The following is a 19,587-nucleotide window of genomic DNA, read 5'->3' on the forward strand; positions in this document are numbered from 1 at the left end:
CGTCGTGGTCTCCCCCGCTCCGACGGATTCTTTCGATTCATGTCGGAGAGGGCTCACGCGGACCCACCGGGGCGGCAGAATGACTGACGCCCGTTTCGCTGGTGGATATGCCGTGGGGGTGGCCTGTTCGCAGGCCGTTCCCTGAGATGGTGTGCTCCTGTTCACCCTGTTCGTGCCGGGCACGACGCAGGGCGCGCGAGAGCGCACACCCGCTCAATGATACGCGCCGAATCGGGATGCGGTCAAACGACCGCGATCATGCGTCCGCACGCACGATACGCAGCTCCGCATCGCCCAGGAGGAAACGCTCCGCGACCTCCTGCTCGGTCCCCGGGGCCACGTCGATCTCGTCCTGCGCGACGAAGACGACGACACCGTTCGTCGAGTCCAGGTCGCTCACCATCCAGGCATCCGCACGCCGGCGCAGCAGCGCGTGGGTCTTGGATACCGTGCGCGTGTCGTCGACGACGGTCACCAGCTGCGCGCCGGGTGCGGCGTGGACGGGGACGGGGCGACGCCCGAGTACGACCGCGTCGCCGGTGAGCTCCATGGGCGATCCGTCGGGCAGCAACAGCGCCCACTTGGGCCGACGGCGCGAGGCGATGACCGTGTCCTCCACGATGTCACCGACGCCCGGCCGCGATGCGGCGACGGATGCGGCCGCCGGCCGCGGCATCCCCGCGATCGGCGCCCCGGCCACCGCCGACACCTCCCCCGAGGCCTCGGGGAACGCATCGGGCTCGGCGACGAAGGAGTCCCGCAGCACGGGCGGCGCGGCGGGAGGCACGAAGGAATCGGACGGCGCGGGTTCTGCCGCGGCGGGGGTCGGCGGCGTCTCCGGCTCCACCCACGCGGGCGTCACGGCCGCGGGCGCCGCCTCTTCCTCCTCGACGATGGCCGGCTGCCACCACGACATCACGGGGGCGGGCTCGGGCGAGGCCGGCGCGACATAGGGATCGTCGACAGGGGCAGCGGGTGCGTCGGCGACGGGCGGCGCGTAGGGATCAGCGGTCGGCGCCGGGTGCGCGTCGTGGGCGGGGGCGGCCGGAGACGGCGGAGCGTACGAGTCCACCACGGGCGCGGGGAATGCCGGCGCGGCGTACGGGTCGGATGCCGGCGCGGCGTACGGCTCCGCGGGAGCCGCCGCGTGGGGATCAGCGGCCGCGTACGGATGAGCAGAGGGCGCCGCCGGCGCGGGCGGCAGAGGCGGCTCGCCCCATGCCCCGGCGATGGGCATCGCGGTGGTGGCGGGTGTCGCGGCGGGGGCACCGGGCGCCGGCGGTGCCGGGGGAATCCATGCCGAGGGCGCCGGGACGTCGCGGCGGGCACCGAACTCGTCGGCCGCGGCGGCGTACTGCGGTGTGAATCCGAGAAGGTCCTCGACGCCACCCGCGGCCTGGCGCGGAGCGCCCTGCTCGATCGGCCGGGCGGAGCCGAAGCCCAGAACGCTCGCCCACACCGGGAACAGCAAGGCGGCCAGAACCGTCATGCCCACGCCCTGTCCGAACATGACGTTCACGCGGTGCGCGGCCGTGATGAAGGCGACGTAGACGAAGATCTGCCCGAAGAAGGGGATGAGATAGAGCAGGAGGAGCCAGGGGCTCAGGCCACCGATGATGAACAGGACCGCGACGTTATAGACCGGGATCCAGGCCTTCCAGCCCTCGATGCCGAGCTTCGCATACACCCGTGACAGCGCGAGCGCACCCCAGACGTAGACCAGGAGCGACGGAACGAGCGCCACGAGAACGAGGACCACGACCGTTCCTGCGTCGGGGACCAACGGCGAGGAGTAAGCGGCGACGAGTGCGTTGAGCATGGGTGAACTGCCTCAGGGAGTGGGACCGTCGAGGTCTCGGGGGTCGAAAGGAACGTCGAGCGAACGCGTCAACTCTTCCAGCATGGCGGTGATCTGCGGTTCTACATACTTCGCGACCGCTGCTTGGATACGGATGCGGTGGTGCAGCAGGACCTGGCATACTTCGCGTCCGATCAGGTTCGCGTAGTCATCCGCCAGCGCGACTTCGTGACGCAGCGCTGCCTTCGCCTCGTCGGACAGCGGCGGAAGCGCCGGGATGCCCGCATCCGCATCGGCGGCCATGCCCGCCAGAGTGAAGAGGAAGGGCGCACCCGGGATCGGGTCCGGATCCAGCGGAAGACCGTCGTATTCGGGTTCGAGGTTCTCCGTGGGGCGGTAGCTGCGGGCCCTGTTGCGCGTCGCCTGCTGGTCGAGCTCAGACTGGAGCAGGGGGAGATTGCGGGCCGTGTACTCAGCGACGGCGTGGTCGACGACCGTCTTCAGGCGGGTGGACAAGCCGTGCTGCACGGCATGGGGCACGTCGCCGCCCAGGCCGGCGGCAGAGAGGATCGGCGATCCCAGACAGCGGCGGCACACTGCCAGGCGCCCGCGGTGCGTCGCCGGCTCCCAGCGGGGCAGCCAACGCAGCCAGGCGTCGACGGCCTGGCTCACCTGCGTCTCGAGCGAGCGCTCCACGCTCTAAAGGTAGCCGCCACCCGCGTCTTTCCGCGGGAGATCCACGCATGCGGTCGGTCGCGTTCGCGATCAGGCCTCGCCGGGGCCCTCCCAGGGCCACCGAGGCCGCCCCGCGCGTGTGCGGACCAGCGCGATCGCACACCAGGCGGCCGCTGCCGCCGCGATCCCCACGACACCCCCCTGCCACCCGGTCAGCAGACGAGCCATGAGCGAGAGGCCGACCGCCACATCCTCTGAGGCGACGGCACCCGCGACTCCCGCGCTGAGGCTGTACCCGAACCACACGGCCACCGCGATGAACAGTGCCCCGGTGTAGGCCGGATTGCCGGGCCGCAGAACGAGAGCGGTGCCGCCGGCGTAGACGCCGCAGGCGACGAGCACGCCGACGATTCCGGGCGCCTGCCCGACTCCCGCCACCGGAACGACCTCGACGTCGGCGAGCAGGCTCACCATCCCGAAAGCGGCGACGATCAGAGCGAAGAACGCTGCGAGCGTCAGAGCGATGGCGACAGCCGGACGCACCGGCGGAGTCCGAGGTGCGTCCGGCTGTGACATCAGACCTGGTGGAGCTGCGGACCCGCTTCGAGGGTGCGCTCGTACTCGCGCTGCGCCTCGTCGTTGAGCGCGGAGACGCGGCGTCCGCGGGCGGCGACCCACGCGCCGAACCACACCGTGAGCTCGCGACCCAGCACGAAGGCGAGGATCGGCAGCGGAGAGAACAACGAGACCTGCACGAGGTCCGCGCCCTGGCGAGCGGTGAGCTCCCAGAACGGCGCCTGGAACAGGATGCCGAGAAGGGATCCCGCGTATGCCGCGACACCGACGAGCAGACCCCAGATGACCCAGTGGGCCCAGCGCGCGCGGTTGAGGATGGCGCCCAGGATCCAGAAGCCCAGGTAGAAGACCACCACCGGCATCCAGAACGTCCACGAGCGGATCAGGGTGAGGGCGAGCTCGGCGGGGTCGTTCTCCACGCTTCCCAGACCGCCATAGAAGTAGCCGAAAGCGAAGAGCACGCCGAACGAGAGGACGGCGAAGGCGAGGGACGCGAGGAGGCCGATCGCACCCGCGGCACCGCGATTGCCGCGCGGGCGGGGTGCTTCGGGTGCCTGCACGAAGATCGGCTGGGCCGCAGCGGCGGCATAGGTCGGCTCGGATGCCGCGACCGGCGTGGTCGCTGCGGCAGCGGCCGGGACGGCGGTGGTGGCCGCAGGCTCCGGGTCCATGGGGACGGTCTCCGGACGGTCGTACCAGGGCACGTCATCGTCGGCGGCGGCCTGGCCGACCACGGCCTCGCTGACGACGACCTCCTCGACGACACGCTCGCCGTCGGACGTCGGCGTCTCGACGACCACCACGTCCTCCTCGACGACATGCTCCGTGGCGACCTCCTGCTCTCCGGTCGCCGTGCGCTGAGCGGCCTCCGCGTCGGCCAATGCCTCGTTCGCGTTGCCTACGACGTCGTCCACGACGACGGTCGGCTCCTCGACGGGTTCGCCGGCCGAGGGGGTCTTCTGCTCGGTCATCGCTGTCGCTCCTTCAGCGGGGGTGCACATCCGCTTCCCGAGGGTAACGCCGCGTCGCGTCGGGCCGCGTCAGGCGCGCGGCGCGCGGCGATCCGTGCGGTTAACCTGGCCACATGAGGTTGCGCCAGAGTTCGAGGACCACCCTGCTCGCGGCGTCCACGGCTCTTCTCGCTCTGTTCGCTCTGGCTGGGTGCGCGCCGGATCCCTCGCCTGCACCGACCGGCTCCACGCTCCGTCCGTCGTCATCGCCCACACCGACGCCGACGGCGACCCCCACACCCACCGCCACCCCGGTCTCGATTCCCACGGATTGCCGCGAGATCCTGTCCGACGCGGTGCTCGCTCAGCTCGCCGACGTGCCGCTCAACGACCCGGCGTTCGGAACGGCCGGCGCGCAGGCCGACGGAAGCCTCACCTGCGTCTGGGGAAGCCCCGCGACCGACACCGGCAGGCTCACGACCACCATCTCCCAGAAGTCGCGGGGTCCTGCTCTCGACATGCTCAACGCGCTCCTCGGCGAGGGCTTCAGCTGCTACACCCCGAACAATGGCACCCGGTGCGAGAAGGTCTGGGTGGACCCGAACTACCCGGTCAATGACGGGCGCACGCTGTTCTGGCGCGACGATGTGCTCATCGACACGCAGTACGTGGGACTCGCACCGTCGGGTTACACGGATGCGGTCATCTCGCGCGTCTTCGGCTGAACGCGCTCAGCTCGGCCAGAGCTGCAGCGCGACGCGTTCCGTGTAGCGGTCGGGATGCCACCCGGTGAACACGCTGGCCAGCCACGTGCCGTCCCGGATGACCTGGTCCTCGGTGCTCTGCGCGGTCGTCAACCGGCAGCGCACGCCGTCGCCGAAATCGCCGCATGCGTAGCCGGCCGTCTCGAGCGCCGAACGCGCGAGACGGGCCGCGTCCGGATCCACCTTCGCCACCGTCGTCACGATGGAACCGGCATTGATGCCGGTGAACGTGCAGGAGACCGCCACTTCGGGCGCCAGCGACGTCGCCAACGTCGTCGCAGACACGCGGGGCGCGCTCGTGTCCTGCACGGGCACCCCACCGGCACGCTGAGTGAGCTCCGCCCACAGCGCTTCCGTGTACAGGCCCTGACACAGCGGGGTCGAAGAGGTGGGCTGGCGGGCTGCCGTCTCCCCCTGGGCGATCGGAGCGGATGTGGAGGAGCGCAGGGTGTCGCCGACCATCTGGATCCCCGCCGGGATCGCAGGAACGGCGAGCACGACCAGCGCCGCCACCACGGCAGCGCTGCCGAGCCCCACGACCCACGCCATGAAGCTGTTGCGACCGCCGATCCGTGCCACACCGACCTCCCCGATCCACGCTACGCGTCACATCCCGTGAAGCGAGGCAGCGGCACGCGACCTCAGGCGCGGGCGGGGACGTGATCGGCGATCCAGCCGTGGACGAGTCCCATGAACCCCGCGTGGTCGTCGCGGAAGACCGTGTGCCCCGACCCCGGCAGCACCGTGACGGTGAGCCCGTCGCCGCGCATGGCGGCGGCGACGGTACGGGTGATCAGCAGGCTCTTCTCCGCCAGCACGACCAGGCTCGGCTGCCGAGGCCGACGCGGCGCGACGAGCGCGCGGGTGTCGGCGAGACCGAGGATCGTGCGCTTGTCCCACGCCTGCAGCGACGACAGCTCGAGGTCGATGTCCTGCGCGCTCCAACCGGGGTTCATACGCCGCAGCATCGCGCGACGCGGCTTGGGTGCGATGGCGAACGCGAGCTTGTAGGCGAGCCCGCGCACTCCCCTCGGGAAGGCGAAGGCGGGGTCGACGTAAACGGCGGCGCGGGGCGCGAGCCGCTCGGCCACCATGCTCGCCACGAGCGCTCCGAGCGAGTGTCCGACGATCAGATCCGGCGCCTGCCCCAGCATCGGATCCAGAGTCTCGATGACATCATCGGCCCAGGCGGCCGGCGAGTAGTTCCGAGCGCGGGGGCTCCGGCCGTGTCCGGCAAGGTCGACGGCGAGCACGCGGAAGCCGGCCGCCTCGAGGTCGTCGCTCACACGGTGCCACGCCCGCGAGTCGGACATGATGCCGTGGACGAGGATCGCGGTGCGCGCACCGGAGCCTGCGGAACGGACGGCGAGTTGCATGCCGACACGGTAACCGGCCGGGCTTGGCGCGAGCCGAATGCCCGCTATGCGGCCGGGGAACGACGAAGGCCCCCGAGCCGGAGCTCGGGGGCCTTCGTCGTCAGTCGGGGACCGACTCGATCAGTTGTAGGTCCCGGGCGTGAAGTCGTCCGTCGAGAAGCTGTCGAAGTCGACGTAGCTCAGGTCGGAGTCGCTGTACGCACCGTCCGAGGCGAAGATGCGGTTGGGGTACCGCTCGCTCTTGGCCTCTTCGGTCGCCTCGACCGTCACATTGCGGTACTTCGACAGGCCGGTCCCCGCGGGGATCAGCTTTCCGATGATCACGTTCTCCTTCAGGCCCACGAGCGGGTCGCTCTTGCCCTCCATCGCGGCCTGCGTCAGAACGCGGGTCGTCTCCTGGAAGGAAGCGGCCGACAGCCACGACTCGGTCGCGAGCGAGGCCTTCGTGATACCCATCAGCTCCGGGCGGCCCGACGCGGGGCGCTTGCCCTCGGCGACGGATGCGCGGTTGATGTCGATGAAGCGACGCGAGTCGACCATCTCGCCAGGCAGCAGCGTGGTGTCGCCGTGGTCGACCACGGTGACCTTGCGCAGCATCTGGCGGACGATGACCTCGATGTGCTTGTCGTGGATCGGGACACCCTGCGACCGGTACACGCCCTGGACACCGCCGACGAGGTACTTCTGCACCTCGCGGGCGCCCATGACGCGCATGATCTCCTTCGGGTCGAGCGTGCCGACCTGGAGGGGCTGACCGACCTCGACGCGCTGGCCGTCCTCGACGAGCAGGGTGGCGCGCTTGAGCACGGGGTAGACGTGCGGCTCGTCACCGTTGTCGGGCGTGAGGATGACCTTCTTCTGCTTCTCGGTCTCTTCGATCGTGATGCGTCCGTCGGCCTCTGCGATGGGCGAAGAACCCTTGGGGGTACGCGCCTCGAAGAGCTCCTGCACGCGGGGCAGACCCTGCGTGATGTCCTCGGCCGATGCCGAACCACCGGTGTGGAAGGTACGCATCGTCAGCTGAGTACCGGGCTCACCGATCGACTGCGCCGCGATGATGCCGACGGCCTCGCCGATGTCGACGACCTTGCCGGTCGCGAGCGAGCGGCCGTAGCACTTCGCGCACACGCCCACGGCGGAGTCGCAGGTCAGGACCGAGCGCACCTTGATGGAGGTGACGCCGCCCTCGACCAGGCGGTTGATGAGCACGTCGCCCACATCCGAACCGGCTTCGGCCAGAACCTCGCCGCTCGGGCTGACCACGTCCGCGGCGAGCGTACGGGCGAACACCGAGTTCTCGACGTTGGCGTCCTTGATGAGCACCCCGTCGGCACCCGCGGCGGCGATGGGCAGCTCCAGGCCCTTGGTCGTGGCGCAGTCCTCCTCGCGGATGATGACGTCCTGCGAGACGTCGACGAGTCGACGCGTGAGGTAACCCGAGTCGGCGGTACGCAGAGCGGTGTCGGCGAGACCCTTACGGGCACCGTGGGTCGCGATGAAGTACTCGGCCACGCTCAGACCCTCGCGGTACGAGGAGATGATCGGGCGGGCGATGATCTCACCCTTCGGGTTGTTCACCAGACCACGCATACCCGCGATGTTGCGGATCTGCAGCCAGTTACCACGGGCACCCGAGCTCACCATCCGGTTGATGGTGTTGTCGGCCGGGAAGTGGCTCTTCATGGCCGCCTGGACCTCGTCGGTCGCAGCCGTCCAGATCTTGATGAGCTCCTGACGACGCTCGGCGTCGGTCGTGAGGCCCTTCTCGTACTGGGACTGGACCTTCGCGGCCTGCTTCTCGTAGCCCGCGATGATCTCCGCCTTGTTCGGCGGGGTCAGCACGTCGCTGAGCGCAACGGTCACACCCGAACGGGTGGCCCAGTAGAAGCCGGCATCCTTGATGCGGTCCAGGGATGCGGCAACCTCGACCTTGGGGTACTCCTCGGCCAGCTTGTTGACGATCTGCGACAGCTTGCCCTTGTCGGCCTGTTCGCGCACGAACGGGTAGCCCTTGGGGAGCGTGTCGTTGAAGATCGCCTGACCGAGCGAGGCGTCGACGAGACCGTGGCGCTCGTAGCCCTCGGGGGCTTCGCCCTCGAGGAAGGTCAGACCGGGAACGCGGATGCGCACCTTGGCCTGCAGGTCGAGGGTGCCCTCGTCCTTGGCCAGGATCGCCTCGCCGACAGAACCGAACACGCGGCCCTCACCGACGGCACCCTCCTTGACCGTGGTCAGGTGGTGGAGACCGATGATCATGTCCTGCGAGGGCAGGGTGACCGGACGGCCGTCAGACGGCTTCAGGATGTTGTTCGACGCGAGCATCAGGATGCGGGCCTCGGCCTGCGCCTCGACCGACAGCGGCAGGTGCACAGCCATCTGGTCACCGTCGAAGTCCGCGTTGAAGGCGGCACACACGAGCGGGTGGAGCTGGATGGCCTTGCCCTCGACGAGCTGCGGCTCGAACGCCTGGATGCCCAGACGGTGCAGCGTGGGAGCGCGGTTGAGCAGCACCGGGCGCTCGCGGATGATCTCCTCGAGCACATCCCAGACCTCGGGACGCGTGCGCTCGACCGCGCGCTTGGCGGCCTTGATGTTCTGCGAGTGACCGAGATCGATCAGGCGCTTGATCACGAACGGCTTGAACAGCTCCAGGGCCATCTGCTTGGGCAGACCACACTGGTGCAGCTTGAGCTGCGGTCCGACGATGATGACCGAACGGCCCGAGTAGTCGACGCGCTTGCCGAGCAGGTTCTGACGGAACCGACCCTGCTTACCCTTCAGCATGTCGCTGAGGGACTTGAGGGCGCGGTTGCCGGTGCCCGTGACGGGGCGACCACGGCGACCGTTGTCGAACAGCGCGTCGACGGCCTCCTGCAGCATCCGCTTCTCGTTGTTGACGATGATCTCGGGAGCACCGAGGTCGATCAGACGACGAAGACGGTTGTTGCGGTTGATCACGCGACGGTAGAGGTCGTTCAGATCGCTGGTGGCGAAGCGGCCACCGTCGAGCTGGACCATCGGACGCAGCTCCGGCGGGATGACCGGGACGACGTCCAGGACCATCGACGCCGGCGACATGCCGGTCGACAGGAACGAGTTGACGACCTTGAGGCGCTTGATCGCACGGATCTTGCGCTGGCCCTTGCCCTCCGAGATCTGCAGCCGCAGGCTGTCGGCCTCGGCGGCCAGGTCGAAGCTCTCCAGGCGGCGCTTGATCGACTCCGCGCCCATGTGGGCCTCGAAGTACTGGCCGAAGCGGTCGACGAGCTCGTTGAAGATCTCGTCCTCGGGCTTCAGGGCGCCGACCTCGAGGGAGCGGAACTCCTCCCAGACGCGCTCGAGCTTGGCGATCTGCTCGTCACCGCGCTTGCGGATCAGAGCCATCTCCTTCTCGGCCGCATCCTTGGCCTTCTTCTTGGCGTCGGCCTTGGCGTCCTCGGCCTCGAGAGTCGCGAGCTCCTCCTCGAGGGCCGCCAGACGAGCGGCCACACGGGCGTCGCGGCGGTCGCCGAGGTTCTTGATCTCGAGACGCAGGTTGTTCTCGTGGGTGGGGAGGTCGCGGTGGCGGCCCTCCTCATCGACGGAGATCACCATGTACGCGGCGAAGTAGATGACCTTCTCGAGGTCCTTCGGTGCCATGTCCAGCAGGTAGCCCAAGCGCGAGGGGACGCCCTTGAAGTACCAGATGTGGGTGACGGGCGCGGCGAGCTCGATGTGGCCCATGCGCTCGCGACGGACGGAGCTCTTGGTGACCTCCACGCCGCAGCGCTCGCAGACGATGCCCTTGAAGCGGACGCGCTTGTACTTGCCGCAGGCGCACTCCCAGTCGCGCGAGGGTCCGAAGATCTGCTCGCCGAACAGACCGTCCTTCTCGGGCTTGAGGGTGCGGTAGTTGATCGTCTCGGGCTTCTTGACCTCGCCGAAGGACCAACGACGGATGTCGTCGGCCGTGGCCAGCCCGATGCGGATCTGGTCGAAAGTGGTGGATTCGAGCACTGGTTCTCCTGTGTGCCTAATAAATCTCGGTGAGTGAGCCGGGGTCAGATCTCGTCGATGGACGAGGACTCGAACCGGCTGGAGATGTTGATGCCGAGCTCCTCCGCAGCGCGGAAGGCGTCGTCATCGGTGTCGCGCAGGTTGACAGCCGTACCGTCGGCCGAGAGGACCTCGACGTTCAGGCAGAGCGACTGCATCTCCTTCATGAGCACCTTGAAGGACTCGGGGATACCGGGCTCCTGGATGTTCTCGCCCTTGACGATCGCCTCGTAGACCTTGACGCGGCCGAGGATGTCGTCGGACTTGATCGTGAGGAGCTCCTGCAGCGCGTAGGCGGCGCCGTAGGCCTCGAGGGCCCACACCTCCATCTCACCGAAGCGCTGGCCGCCGAACTGCGCCTTACCACCCAGCGGCTGCTGCGTGATCATCGAGTACGGACCGGTGGAGCGCGCGTGGATCTTGTCGTCCACGAGGTGGTGCAGCTTCAGGATGTACATGTAGCCGACGGAGATGGGGGCCGGGAAGGGCTCTCCGCTGCGGCCGTCGAACAGCGTGGTCTTACCGCTGGAGTCGATCAGTCGCACGCCGTCACGGGTGGGGATCGTCGAGTCGAGCAGACCCGCGATCTCCGACTCGAACGCACCGTCGAACACCGGGGTGGCGACCTTGGTTCCGGCGGGGGCCTCGAAGGCCTCCTTCGGCAGGTTCGCGGCCCACTCCGGGTTGCCCTCGACCTTCCAGCCCTGCTGGGCGATCCAGCCGAGGTGGAGCTCGAGGACCTGACCGAAGTTCATTCGACCGGGGATGCCGAGCGGGTTGAGGATGACGTCGAGCGGCGTGCCGTCGGCGAGGAAGGGCATGTCCTCGACGGGGAGGATCTTCGCGATGACACCCTTGTTGCCGTGGCGGCCGGCGAGCTTGTCGCCCTCGGTGATCTTGCGCTTCTGGGCGATGTAGACCACGACCCGGCGGTTGACGCCGGAGCCGAGCTCGTCGTCGCCGTCCTCGGCGTTGAACTCCTTGACGGCGATGATCGTGCCCTGCTCACCGTGGGGAACCTTCAGAGAGGTGTCACGGACCTCGCGGCTCTTCTCGTTGAAGATCGCGCGCAGCAGGCGCTCCTCCGCGGAGAGCTCGGTCTCACCCTTGGGCGTGACCTTGCCGACGAGGATGTCGCCGGGGCGGACCTCGGCACCGATGCGGATGATGCCGCGCTCGTCGAGGTCCTTCAGCAGGTCGGGGCTCACGTTCGGCAGGTCGCGCGTGATCTCCTCCTTGCCGAGCTTCGTGTCGCGGGCGTCGACCTCGTATTCCTCGATGTGAATCGAAGAGAGGGTGTCGTCCTTCACGAGCTCCTGGCTGAGGATGATCGCGTCCTCGAAGTTGTGACCCTCCCACGTCATGAACCCGACGAGCAGGTTCTTGCCGAGGGCGAGCTCGCCGTTCTCGGTCGCGGGACCGTCGGCGATGACCTCGCCGGCCTCGATGCGCTCACCGGCGGAGACCACGACGCGCTGGTTGTACGACGTGCCCTGGTTGGAGCGATCGAACTTACGCAGGAAGTAGTCGTCGGTGCCGCCCTCATCCGTCTGGATGGTGACGACGTCGGCGGAGACCTCGGCCACGACACCGGAACGCTTGGCGGTGACGACGTCACCGGCGTCGACGGCCGCGTAGCCCTCCATACCGGTTCCGACCACGGGCGACTCGCTGCGGACCAGGGGCACGGCCTGACGCTGCATGTTCGCACCCATGAGGGCGCGGTTCGCGTCGTCGTGCTCGAGGAAGGGGATCAGCGAGGTCGCGACCGACACCATCTGGCGCGGGGAGACGTCCATGTAGCCGATCTCATCGACCGGGAACAGGTCGACCTCGCCACCCTGACCGCGGCGGGCCAGCACGCGGTCCTGCGTGAAGGAGCCCTCGGCATCGAGCTCGGCACCGGCCTGGGCGACGATGAAGTCGTTCTCCTCGCTGGCGGTGAGGTAGTCGATGTCGGTGGTGACACGACCGTTCACGACGCGGCGGTACGGGGTCTCGATGAAGCCGAACGCGTTGATGCGCGCGAACGAGGCGAGCGAACCGATCAGACCGATGTTCGGGCCTTCCGGCGTCTCGATCGGGCACATGCGGCCGTAGTGCGAGGGGTGGACGTCACGGACCTCGACGCCGGCACGCTCACGCGACAGACCGCCGGGGCCCAGCGCCGACAGGCGACGCTTGTGGGTCAGACCCGCGAGCGGGTTGTTCTGGTCCATGAACTGCGACAGCTGCGAGGTTCCGAAGAACTCCTTGATCGCTGCCACGACGGGACGCACGTTGATCAGGGTCTGCGGCGTGATCGCCTCGATGTCCTGCGTGGTCATGCGCTCGCGGACAACGCGCTCCATGCGCGACAGACCCGTGCGGACCTGGTTCTGGATGAGCTCGCCGACCGCGCGGATGCGGCGGTTGCCGAAGTTGTCGATGTCGTCGACGTCGATGCGGATCTCGGCCGTCTTGCCGCCGCGCACGCCCTCGAAGGTCGTGTCGCCGCGGTGCAGGCGGACGAGGTACTTGATGGTCGCGACGATGTCGTCGACCGTGAGGACCGAATCGGTCAGCGGGGTGTCGAGACCGAGCTTCTGGTTGATCTTGTAGCGACCCACCTTGGCGAGGTCGTAGCGCTTGGACGAGAAGTAGAAGTTGTCCAGCAGCGCACGCGCAGCCTCGGCAGCGACCTGCTCGCCCGGACGGAGCTTGCGGTAGATGTCGCGCAGCGCGTCTTCCTTGGTGAGGATCGTGTCCTTCTCGAGGGTCTCCTCGATCGAGCTGAAGCCCGCGAACTCGTTCATGATGTCTTCGCTGGACAGACCGAGCGCCTTCAGGAAGACGGTGACGGACTGCTTGCGCTTGCGGTCGATGCGCACGCCCACCTGGTCGCGCTTGTCGATCTCGAACTCGAGCCAGGCGCCGCGGCTGGGGATGACGCGAGCCGAAACGATGTCCTTGTCGCTCGTCTTGTCGGCGACGCGGTCGAAGTACACACCGGGCGAACGCACGAGCTGCGACACGACGACGCGCTCGGTGCCGTTGATGATGAACGTGCCCTTGTCGGTCTGGAGCGGGAAGTCGCCCATGAAGACCGTCTGCGTCTTGATCTCACCGGTCTGGTGGTTCATGAACTCGGCCTCGACGTAGAGCGGGGCCGCGTACGTCTTGCCGCGCTCCTTGCACTCCTCGATGGAGTACTTCTCGGGCTCGAGGTAAGGGTTCGTGAAGCTCAGCTGCATCGTCTCGCTGAGGTCTTCGATCGGGGAGATCTCCTCGAAGATCTCCTCGAGACCGCTCGTAGCCGGCACGTCGGTGCGACCGGCGGCCTGAGCCTCGGCGACACGTGCCTTCCAGGCGTCGTTGCCGACGAGCCAGTCGAAGGACTCCGTCTGCAGCGCGAGAAGGTCGGGGACCGTCAGCGTGTCGGTGATCTTCGCGAAGGACAGACGCGAAGCGCCGCGTCCGTTCTTGGGGGTCTTGGTGGTGGGGGTGCTTGCGTGGGGCGCGGCAGCCAAGGGATAACCTCCATGGGCCCGGGCGGGGGCTCGTGATTCTGATGTCAGATGGAGTGCTCGATCTTCCCGACGCGTTCGCACCGCACGCCGCTATCTGCGGGGGCACGCACGCAGGCCGACCACCATATGAGGGCATGGGAGGAGGGAGCGCAAAGACCAACTATATGTCAGATGACGCGCCGTGTCCAGTCGAATTCTTGACGAGTTTCGCGACCTGCGGTATAACCGCGCGTCGGCCCCGGCGGCCCTCATCCGACGGGCCTGATCCGCACCCGGGTACCGGGCCTCGCCTGCGCGAGCCGACCCAGAGACTCGGCCGTGGCGACGGCGATGACCGGGTAACCGCCGGTGACCGGGCCGTCCACTCCGAGCACGACCGGCCGCCCGTCCGGCGGCACCTGCAGCGCACCGGGGAGCATGGCCTCGCTCGCCAGCTCTCCCGCGCGGATGCGGGTCAAGGCGGGCCCCTCGAGGCGCACGCCGATGCGGTCAGCGGCCGAAGACACGTGCCACGGGCCGGCGGAGAGCATCCGTCCGGCGTCGGCCGCGAACCAGTCGGCGCGCGGTCCCGGCACCACGTCCAGGGTCACGTCGCCGGGAGCGGGCGCGGTCCACGCGACGGCGTCGATCGGCGGCACCTCGCCCGCGATCTCCGCCCCCGTGGGGATCTCGTCGCCCGCCGCGAGCGGGGCGGGACCGAGGCCCGCGAGGGTGTCCGTGGCTCGGGAGCCCGCGCTGCGGGGCGCATCGATCCCGCCGCGCACCGCCAGGTAGGCGCGCAGGCCGGTGACGAGGGGGCCGATCTCGAGCACCGAGCCCGCGGGCCAGAACACGGCGCGGTGCGGGTCGGCGGCCCTGCCGTCGATGCGGAACGCCCCCAGGCCGCCCGTCAGCGCGATCCACCGATCGGCCAGCGCCGTCGCCCGGAACGGCCCCAGCAGGATCTCGATGACCGCGGCCGTCTGCGCAGAACCGACGAGCCGATTGGCGAGGGCCGCCGCCCGGCGGTCGGCCGCCCCGGACACGGCGATGCCCGTTGCACCGGCGCCGGGCCGTCCGAGGTCCTGGATCGTCGCCAGCGGTCCGGGGCCGTCGATGCGCAATGCCGGCGCGCTCGCCGCCGTCGTCGTCGTCGTCGGGGAGGGGAGCTCGACGCGCATCCGCTCGGGCCGGAAGCGCACGCGCGTCCCGGCGGTCAACAGCGCCGGGACGACCGCATCCGGGGCGAAGAGCGGCGCGGTCGTGGTACCGATGATGCGCCATCCGCCCGGCGTCGCCCGCGGATAGGTCCCCGTGAATCCCGCGGCGAGCGCGACGGCGCCGGCGGGCACGCGCGTGCGCGGGGCATCCAGACGAGGGATGTCGAGATCCCACCCCTCCCCCACGAGGTAGGCGAATCCGGGGGCGAACCCCGTGAACGCGACGCGCCAGGGCGTGCGCACGTGTCGCTCGACGAGCTCCGCGGGCGGCAGCCCGCTCCAACGCCCCGCCTCGGCGAGGTCCGGACCGTCGTAGACGGTGGGAAGCGTCACCTCCGGCGCATCGGGGTCCGTGCGGGATGCGGCCGCATCCGTCGCCGCGATCCACGCCCGCACCGCCTGCGCCGGGACACGGCGGGGATCGAAGCGCACGAGCACCGTGCGCGCCGCGGGGACGATTTCCTCGACCCCCTCCGGAACGGATGCGGCGAGACCCGCATGCAGGCCCAGCACCGCATCCAGCTCCTCGAGCTCGATGAGCAGGCCGCCCGACCCGAAGGGAAGGATGCGCCGGCGACCGGTCACCACGGAGCCCGGACCTCGACCCCGGCCGCCGTCAGCGCCGCGCGGACGGCTCCCGCCATCTCCACCGCCTCGGGCGTATCGCCGTGCAGGCAGAGCGAGGCCGCCGCGGTGCGCACGACGGAGCCGTCGGCCGCGACGACCTCCCCTGACGTCGCCAGACGCACCGCCCGCGCGGCGACCTGTTCCGGATCGCGCAGCAGCGCCCCCGGCGTGCCCCTGGGCACCAGCGACCCGTCCGGCAGATATCCGCGGTCGAGGAATGCCTCGCCGAAGAACGGGACGCCCGCATCCGCCGCCGCTTCGCGCAGGCGATCGCCGGCGCCCAGCACGGGAACGGTGCGGCCGAGTTCGGCGGCGAGAGCGCTGACCTCGGCGACGACCGCCGCCGCCGTCTGCGGATCACTTCCCGCCGCGTGGTACAGCGCTCCGTGCGGCTTCACGTAGCGGATGTCGGCGCCCGCGCAACGCAGCGTGTTCAGCTGCGCGGCGAGTTCGCGTTGCAGCCGGGTCGGCGCGATCCGCATCGCCTGTCGCCCGAATCCGGCGCGGTCGGGGTACGAGGGGTGCGCTCCGACGGCGACACCGCCCGCCGCGGCCAGCGCCACCGCAGCGCGCATCGCGTCGGGGTCGCCGGCGTGCCCGCCGCACGCGACGCTGGCGCTGGAGATCAGCGCGAACATCGCCGCGTCGTCCGCCGTCGGCTCGCCCTCGACGGTCTCGCCGAGGTCCGCGTTCAGATCGATCGAGGGCATGTGCACACGGTAGTGCCGCCGTACTGTGGAGTCATGGCCCGAGCGCGTTACGAGCACGTCTCGCATCCCCAGGCGCGACTGTCGGACGGCTCGATCGCCCGCATCGCGCCGTCGTCGTTCACGAGCGGATTCGAGCTGGATGTGGCCGGCACGCCGCAGTCGCACGTCGACCTCGACGATCCGACCCACCTGCACTTCGAGTACATCGGGCGTATGGCGGCCGTCATCGACCAGCTGCGCCTGCCCGGTCAGCCGCTCACCGCCGTGCACCTCGGCGGAGGCGCACTCACCATCCCCCGCTACGTCGCGCACACGCGCCCGGGGTCCCGTCAGCAGGTCATCGAGCTCGAACAGGCCCTCGTCGACCTCGTGCGCACGAACCTCCCCCTGCCGCGCGGGGCGCAGATCCGGGTGCGCATCGGAGACGCCAGGGCGGGGCTCGCACGACTGCCCGCGTCGTTGGAGGGCAATGTCGACCTCCTCGTGTCCGATGTGTACGCCGGCGCCCAGACGCCCGCCCACCTGACCACCGTGGAGTTCTATCGGGATGCCGCCCGTCTGCTCGCCCCGGACGGGGTGCTGCTCGTGAACGTCGCCGACGGTGCGGGCCTCGCCTTCGCCCGGCGTCAGGTCGCGACCGTGCGGGAGGTGCTGCCGGAGATCGCGCTGCTCGCGGAGGTGCAGACGCTCAAGGGACGACGCTTCGGCAACCTCGTGATCGCCGCATCCGCCGCTCCCCTGCCGACGGCGTGGCTGCCGCGCCTCATGGCGGCGGGGCCGCATCCGGCGAAGGTCGCGACCGGTGCCGAGCTCGACGAGTTCGTACGCGGCGCGGTCCCCGCGACGGATGCGACCGCCACCCCCTCTCCCAAGCCCGCCGCCTCCCTCTTCGAGCCCTGAGCCGGCTGGGGCGCGCCCGCTCTCCCTTCAGCCTCTTCTCTGACCGCGAGACGGCATTTCGAGCACGAGATCACTGTCTTTACCCGTGATGTCGCGAGGGAAATGCCGTCTCGCGGGGACGGTGGAGCCGCGGGTGCGGCGTGCCTGAAGCGCCCGGCGGCGGAGGTCGGCGACACTGGATGCGGCGCCGGCACGAAGGGAGCAACGTGAGCTATATCAGGGGGCACCACCCGGAGACGCTGCGTGAGATCGTCGACGAGCGGGAGTGCCTGGAGCGGCTCGAAGAGATCGGCTCGCAGCGCAGCCTCGCCGCGCTGATGGAGCGCGTCTGGCTGTTGAAGGTCACCGGCCAGCTCGACGAGGCGCTCCTCGTGGCCGAACAGACGGTGCGCACCGCGCGCATGGCCGGCACCCGCAAGGATCTGCTGCGCGCCCGCATCCTGCACGCCACGGTGCAGCAGGAGCGCGGCCAGCTCGGCGCCGCGGCCCACGAGCTCACGACCTGCGCCGAGGAGGCCGAGGGCCAGGGGTGGGCCGGCATCGCCGCCTTCGCCTACCAGCACCGCGGCAAGGTGCACCTGGACGGCGAGGACCTGGATGCGGCCCGCGCCGACTTCAAGCGCACGCTGTTCCTGCGCCAGCAGGCCGGGGCGCCGGAAGAGCAGCTGGAGATGACGCTGCTCGCCATCGACACGGTCGATCGCCGCCGCATCGCGGCGAGCGTCGCCAGCTGAGCCGCCCCGCTGTCCGCGGCTCGATCTACGCTCGTCCCATGTCGGATCTGCAGCGCGTGCGCGTCTGGGCGGAGGCCCTGATCGCCCTGCACCTCGATGACGGCTGGAGCTTCGGTTTCGACAACGCAAAACGTCGCGCCGGTCTCTGCGACTACACGAAGCGCCGCATCAGCCTGTCGCGCTATCTGAGCGCCCGCTACGACGACGACACCAACCACCAGACGCTCCTGCACGAGGTCGCGCACGCGCTGGCGGGCTCCGCCGCCGGACACGGCCCGGCATGGAAGCGCATCGCCCGCGACCTCGGGTATGTCGGCGGCGCGACCCACCAGGGCGAGACGGCCACGGATCTCGCCCCGTGGGTGGGCGTATGCCCCAACGGGCACGTCGTCTACCGACACCGCAAGGCGACCCGCCAGACCTCCTGCGCGAGCTGCGCACCGCGCTACGACCCGCGCTTCGCGTTCATCTGGACCCGGCGCGAGATCACGCGTGCGGCCAGGATGGCGGCGTCCACGCCGCGCTGAACCCTTACGCCGCGACGAAGAGGCCGTCGCGCAGAACCGGCACCGCGGACGCGGCATCGAGCGTCGCCGCAGACAGCACCGCCTCGCGCGCCCCCGCATCCAGGAGAGCCTGCCCGCTCGCGCTCGCCGTGAGCAGGTGCCGCACGGCGCTCTGCAGGCCGCGGAACGACTCGCACGCAGCGGCCGCCTCGGGCGAGGTGTGATCGAGCCCGAGCGCACCGAGCGCGTCGATCACAGCACCCGCGCCGAGCTGGTCCTCGACGGCGACGCGCCAGCCGGCCGCATCCGCATCTCCCGCCGCGATCACGGCCACGGAGGTGCGCGCGCCACGACGCTGCTGTTCCGCGAGCACCGCCGCGGCAACCGCGGCCGCATTGCGCAACGCGCCGAGCAGGACCACGGCGCCGGCATCGTGGGCGGCGCCCGCGAGCTCGGCGAGCCCCGTCGCGGCGAGCGGGACCGTGTCACCGGCGGCGACCGCATCCACGACCTCGGTGGACGCGGACAGCACATCCACGATCACGACCACGTCGGATGCGGCGAGCCGGTGCACCCCCGACGACCCCCACTCGAAGCGGATCTGGTAGCGCGACTGGTCGGCGATCTCGGGCATCCGTCCAGACTAGGACGAGCCCGCCCCGGCGCCGAGCCGCGTGACGTCACGAGACGCGCGGGGCAGACTGGGGCCATGCGCATCCTGCTGAAGTTCGTCATCGACTGCGATCCGGATGCGGCCTGGCGCGCGCTGCACTCGCCGCGCGCCGTCGCCGAGCTCTACGGTCCCCTCATCGACATGCAGCCGCTCAGCCCGCTTCCCACCAGCTGGGAGAGCGGTCAGGACGTCGCCGTGGGGCTCTTCGCCGGCGGACTCCTGCCGCTCGGCACGCAGCTCATCTCGGTCAGCGATCGCGCGGTCGACGAGCTCCGCGGCCCGGTGCGGATCTTCCGCGACTCCGGGGCACCGCTGACCGGTCCCCTCGCATCGCTGGATGTGTGGGACCACCAGATGGCGGTGAGCCCCGCGGGGTACGGCCGTACGCTCTGGCGCGAACGGCTCGTGATCGAGGGCCGGACCGCCCCGCTGTTCTGGCCGGTGCTGTGGACGACGTGGCAGTGGCGGGCCTCCCGCATCCGCACGCTCGCGCCGTCGTGGGCCCACGATCCGGAAGCCGCCGCCTCCGCCTGAGCGGGTCCGCACCGTGCGGCA

At 69.9% G+C, this 19,587-nt stretch carries 16 protein-coding genes; 5 read left to right on the plus strand and 11 right to left on the minus strand.

Annotated features, from left to right (window positions below):
• Positions 1–256 precede the first annotated feature (256 nt).
• From SK224_RS02435 to SK224_RS02450, 4 genes are all read right to left on the minus strand, one after another.
• The gene (locus tag SK224_RS02435) at positions 257–1,819 is read right to left on the minus strand and encodes a DUF5684 domain-containing protein (RefSeq protein WP_320433210.1); all 1,563 of its coding nucleotides are present in this window, start codon (positions 1,817–1,819) and stop codon (positions 257–259) included.
• 12 nt (positions 1,820–1,831) lie between these two features.
• Complete coding sequence (locus tag SK224_RS02440; RefSeq protein ID WP_320433211.1) at positions 1,832–2,494, minus strand: spermidine/putrescine ABC transporter substrate-binding protein; 663 nt, start codon at positions 2,492–2,494, stop codon at positions 1,832–1,834.
• A 69-nt stretch (positions 2,495–2,563) separates the two neighbouring features.
• On the minus strand, positions 2,564–3,049 hold the full coding sequence (locus tag SK224_RS02445; protein WP_320433212.1) for a hypothetical protein: 486 nt from the start codon (positions 3,047–3,049) through the stop codon (positions 2,564–2,566).
• Positions 3,049–4,020, minus strand: a complete 972-nt coding sequence (locus tag SK224_RS02450; RefSeq protein WP_320433213.1) for an ABC transporter — start codon at positions 4,018–4,020, stop codon at positions 3,049–3,051. Before SK224_RS02450 ends, SK224_RS02445 begins: the two co-directional genes overlap by 1 nt.
• Before the next feature lie 113 nt (positions 4,021–4,133).
• Here SK224_RS02450 and SK224_RS02455 point away from each other — a divergent pair, with 113 nt between their 5' ends.
• Complete coding sequence (locus SK224_RS02455) at positions 4,134–4,724, plus strand: hypothetical protein (protein ID WP_320433214.1); 591 nt, start codon at positions 4,134–4,136, stop codon at positions 4,722–4,724.
• Between the two features lie 6 nt (positions 4,725–4,730).
• Here the strand turns inward: SK224_RS02455 and SK224_RS02460 are convergent, their stop codons facing one another.
• The 6 genes from SK224_RS02460 to pxpA form a co-directional block, all read right to left on the minus strand.
• Positions 4,731–5,342, minus strand: a complete 612-nt coding sequence (locus tag SK224_RS02460; RefSeq protein ID WP_320433215.1) for a hypothetical protein — start codon at positions 5,340–5,342, stop codon at positions 4,731–4,733.
• 62 nt (positions 5,343–5,404) lie between these two features.
• Positions 5,405–6,139: an alpha/beta fold hydrolase gene (locus SK224_RS02465; RefSeq protein ID WP_320433216.1), complete on the minus strand. Its 735-nt coding sequence runs from the start codon at positions 6,137–6,139 to the stop codon at positions 5,405–5,407.
• A gap of 120 nt (positions 6,140–6,259) precedes the next feature.
• Positions 6,260–10,135 carry a DNA-directed RNA polymerase subunit beta' gene (rpoC, locus tag SK224_RS02470; RefSeq protein WP_234074493.1) on the minus strand — a complete coding sequence of 1,292 codons (3,876 nt, stop codon included), beginning with the start codon at positions 10,133–10,135 and terminating at the stop codon, positions 6,260–6,262.
• A gap of 44 nt (positions 10,136–10,179) precedes the next feature.
• The gene (gene rpoB / locus SK224_RS02475) at positions 10,180–13,683 is read right to left on the minus strand and encodes a DNA-directed RNA polymerase subunit beta (protein ID WP_320433217.1); all 3,504 of its coding nucleotides are present in this window, start codon (positions 13,681–13,683) and stop codon (positions 10,180–10,182) included.
• 248 nt (positions 13,684–13,931) lie between these two features.
• Positions 13,932–15,470, minus strand: a complete 1,539-nt coding sequence (locus SK224_RS02480; protein WP_320433218.1) for a carboxyltransferase domain-containing protein — start codon at positions 15,468–15,470, stop codon at positions 13,932–13,934.
• Entirely contained in the window at positions 15,464–16,219 is a 756-nt protein-coding gene (pxpA, locus tag SK224_RS02485) for a 5-oxoprolinase subunit PxpA (RefSeq protein ID WP_320433219.1), read from the minus strand. The genes SK224_RS02480 and pxpA overlap by 7 nt, the downstream gene beginning before the upstream one ends.
• A 33-nt stretch (positions 16,220–16,252) precedes the next feature.
• Here pxpA and SK224_RS02490 point away from each other — a divergent pair, with 33 nt between their 5' ends.
• The 3 genes from SK224_RS02490 to SK224_RS02500 all read left to right on the plus strand — a co-directional run bounded on the left by SK224_RS02490 (position 16,253) and on the right by SK224_RS02500 (position 18,380).
• Positions 16,253–17,119, plus strand: a complete 867-nt coding sequence (locus tag SK224_RS02490) for a fused MFS/spermidine synthase (RefSeq protein ID WP_320433220.1) — start codon at positions 16,253–16,255, stop codon at positions 17,117–17,119.
• A gap of 206 nt (positions 17,120–17,325) precedes the next feature.
• Positions 17,326–17,853 (plus strand): hypothetical protein, encoded by a 528-nt coding sequence (locus SK224_RS02495; protein WP_320433221.1) that lies wholly within the window; start codon positions 17,326–17,328, stop codon positions 17,851–17,853.
• A 38-nt stretch (positions 17,854–17,891) separates the two neighbouring features.
• Positions 17,892–18,380, plus strand: coding sequence for a SprT-like domain-containing protein (locus SK224_RS02500; RefSeq protein ID WP_320433222.1), 489 nt, complete (start codon positions 17,892–17,894; stop codon positions 18,378–18,380).
• 4 nt (positions 18,381–18,384) lie between these two features.
• On the opposite strand, the gene SK224_RS02505 is transcribed toward SK224_RS02500, so the two are convergent.
• Positions 18,385–18,993, minus strand: a complete 609-nt coding sequence (locus SK224_RS02505) for a 2-phosphosulfolactate phosphatase (protein WP_320433223.1) — start codon at positions 18,991–18,993, stop codon at positions 18,385–18,387.
• A 75-nt stretch (positions 18,994–19,068) separates the two neighbouring features.
• Here SK224_RS02505 and SK224_RS02510 point away from each other — a divergent pair, with 75 nt between their 5' ends.
• Positions 19,069–19,566 carry a hypothetical protein gene (locus tag SK224_RS02510; protein ID WP_320433224.1) on the plus strand — a complete coding sequence of 166 codons (498 nt, stop codon included), beginning with the start codon at positions 19,069–19,071 and terminating at the stop codon, positions 19,564–19,566.
• Positions 19,567–19,587: the final 21 nt, after the last annotated feature.

The organism is Microbacterium sp. BG28 (assembly GCF_034044005.1).
GTDB lineage: Bacteria > Actinomycetota > Actinomycetes > Actinomycetales > Microbacteriaceae > Microbacterium.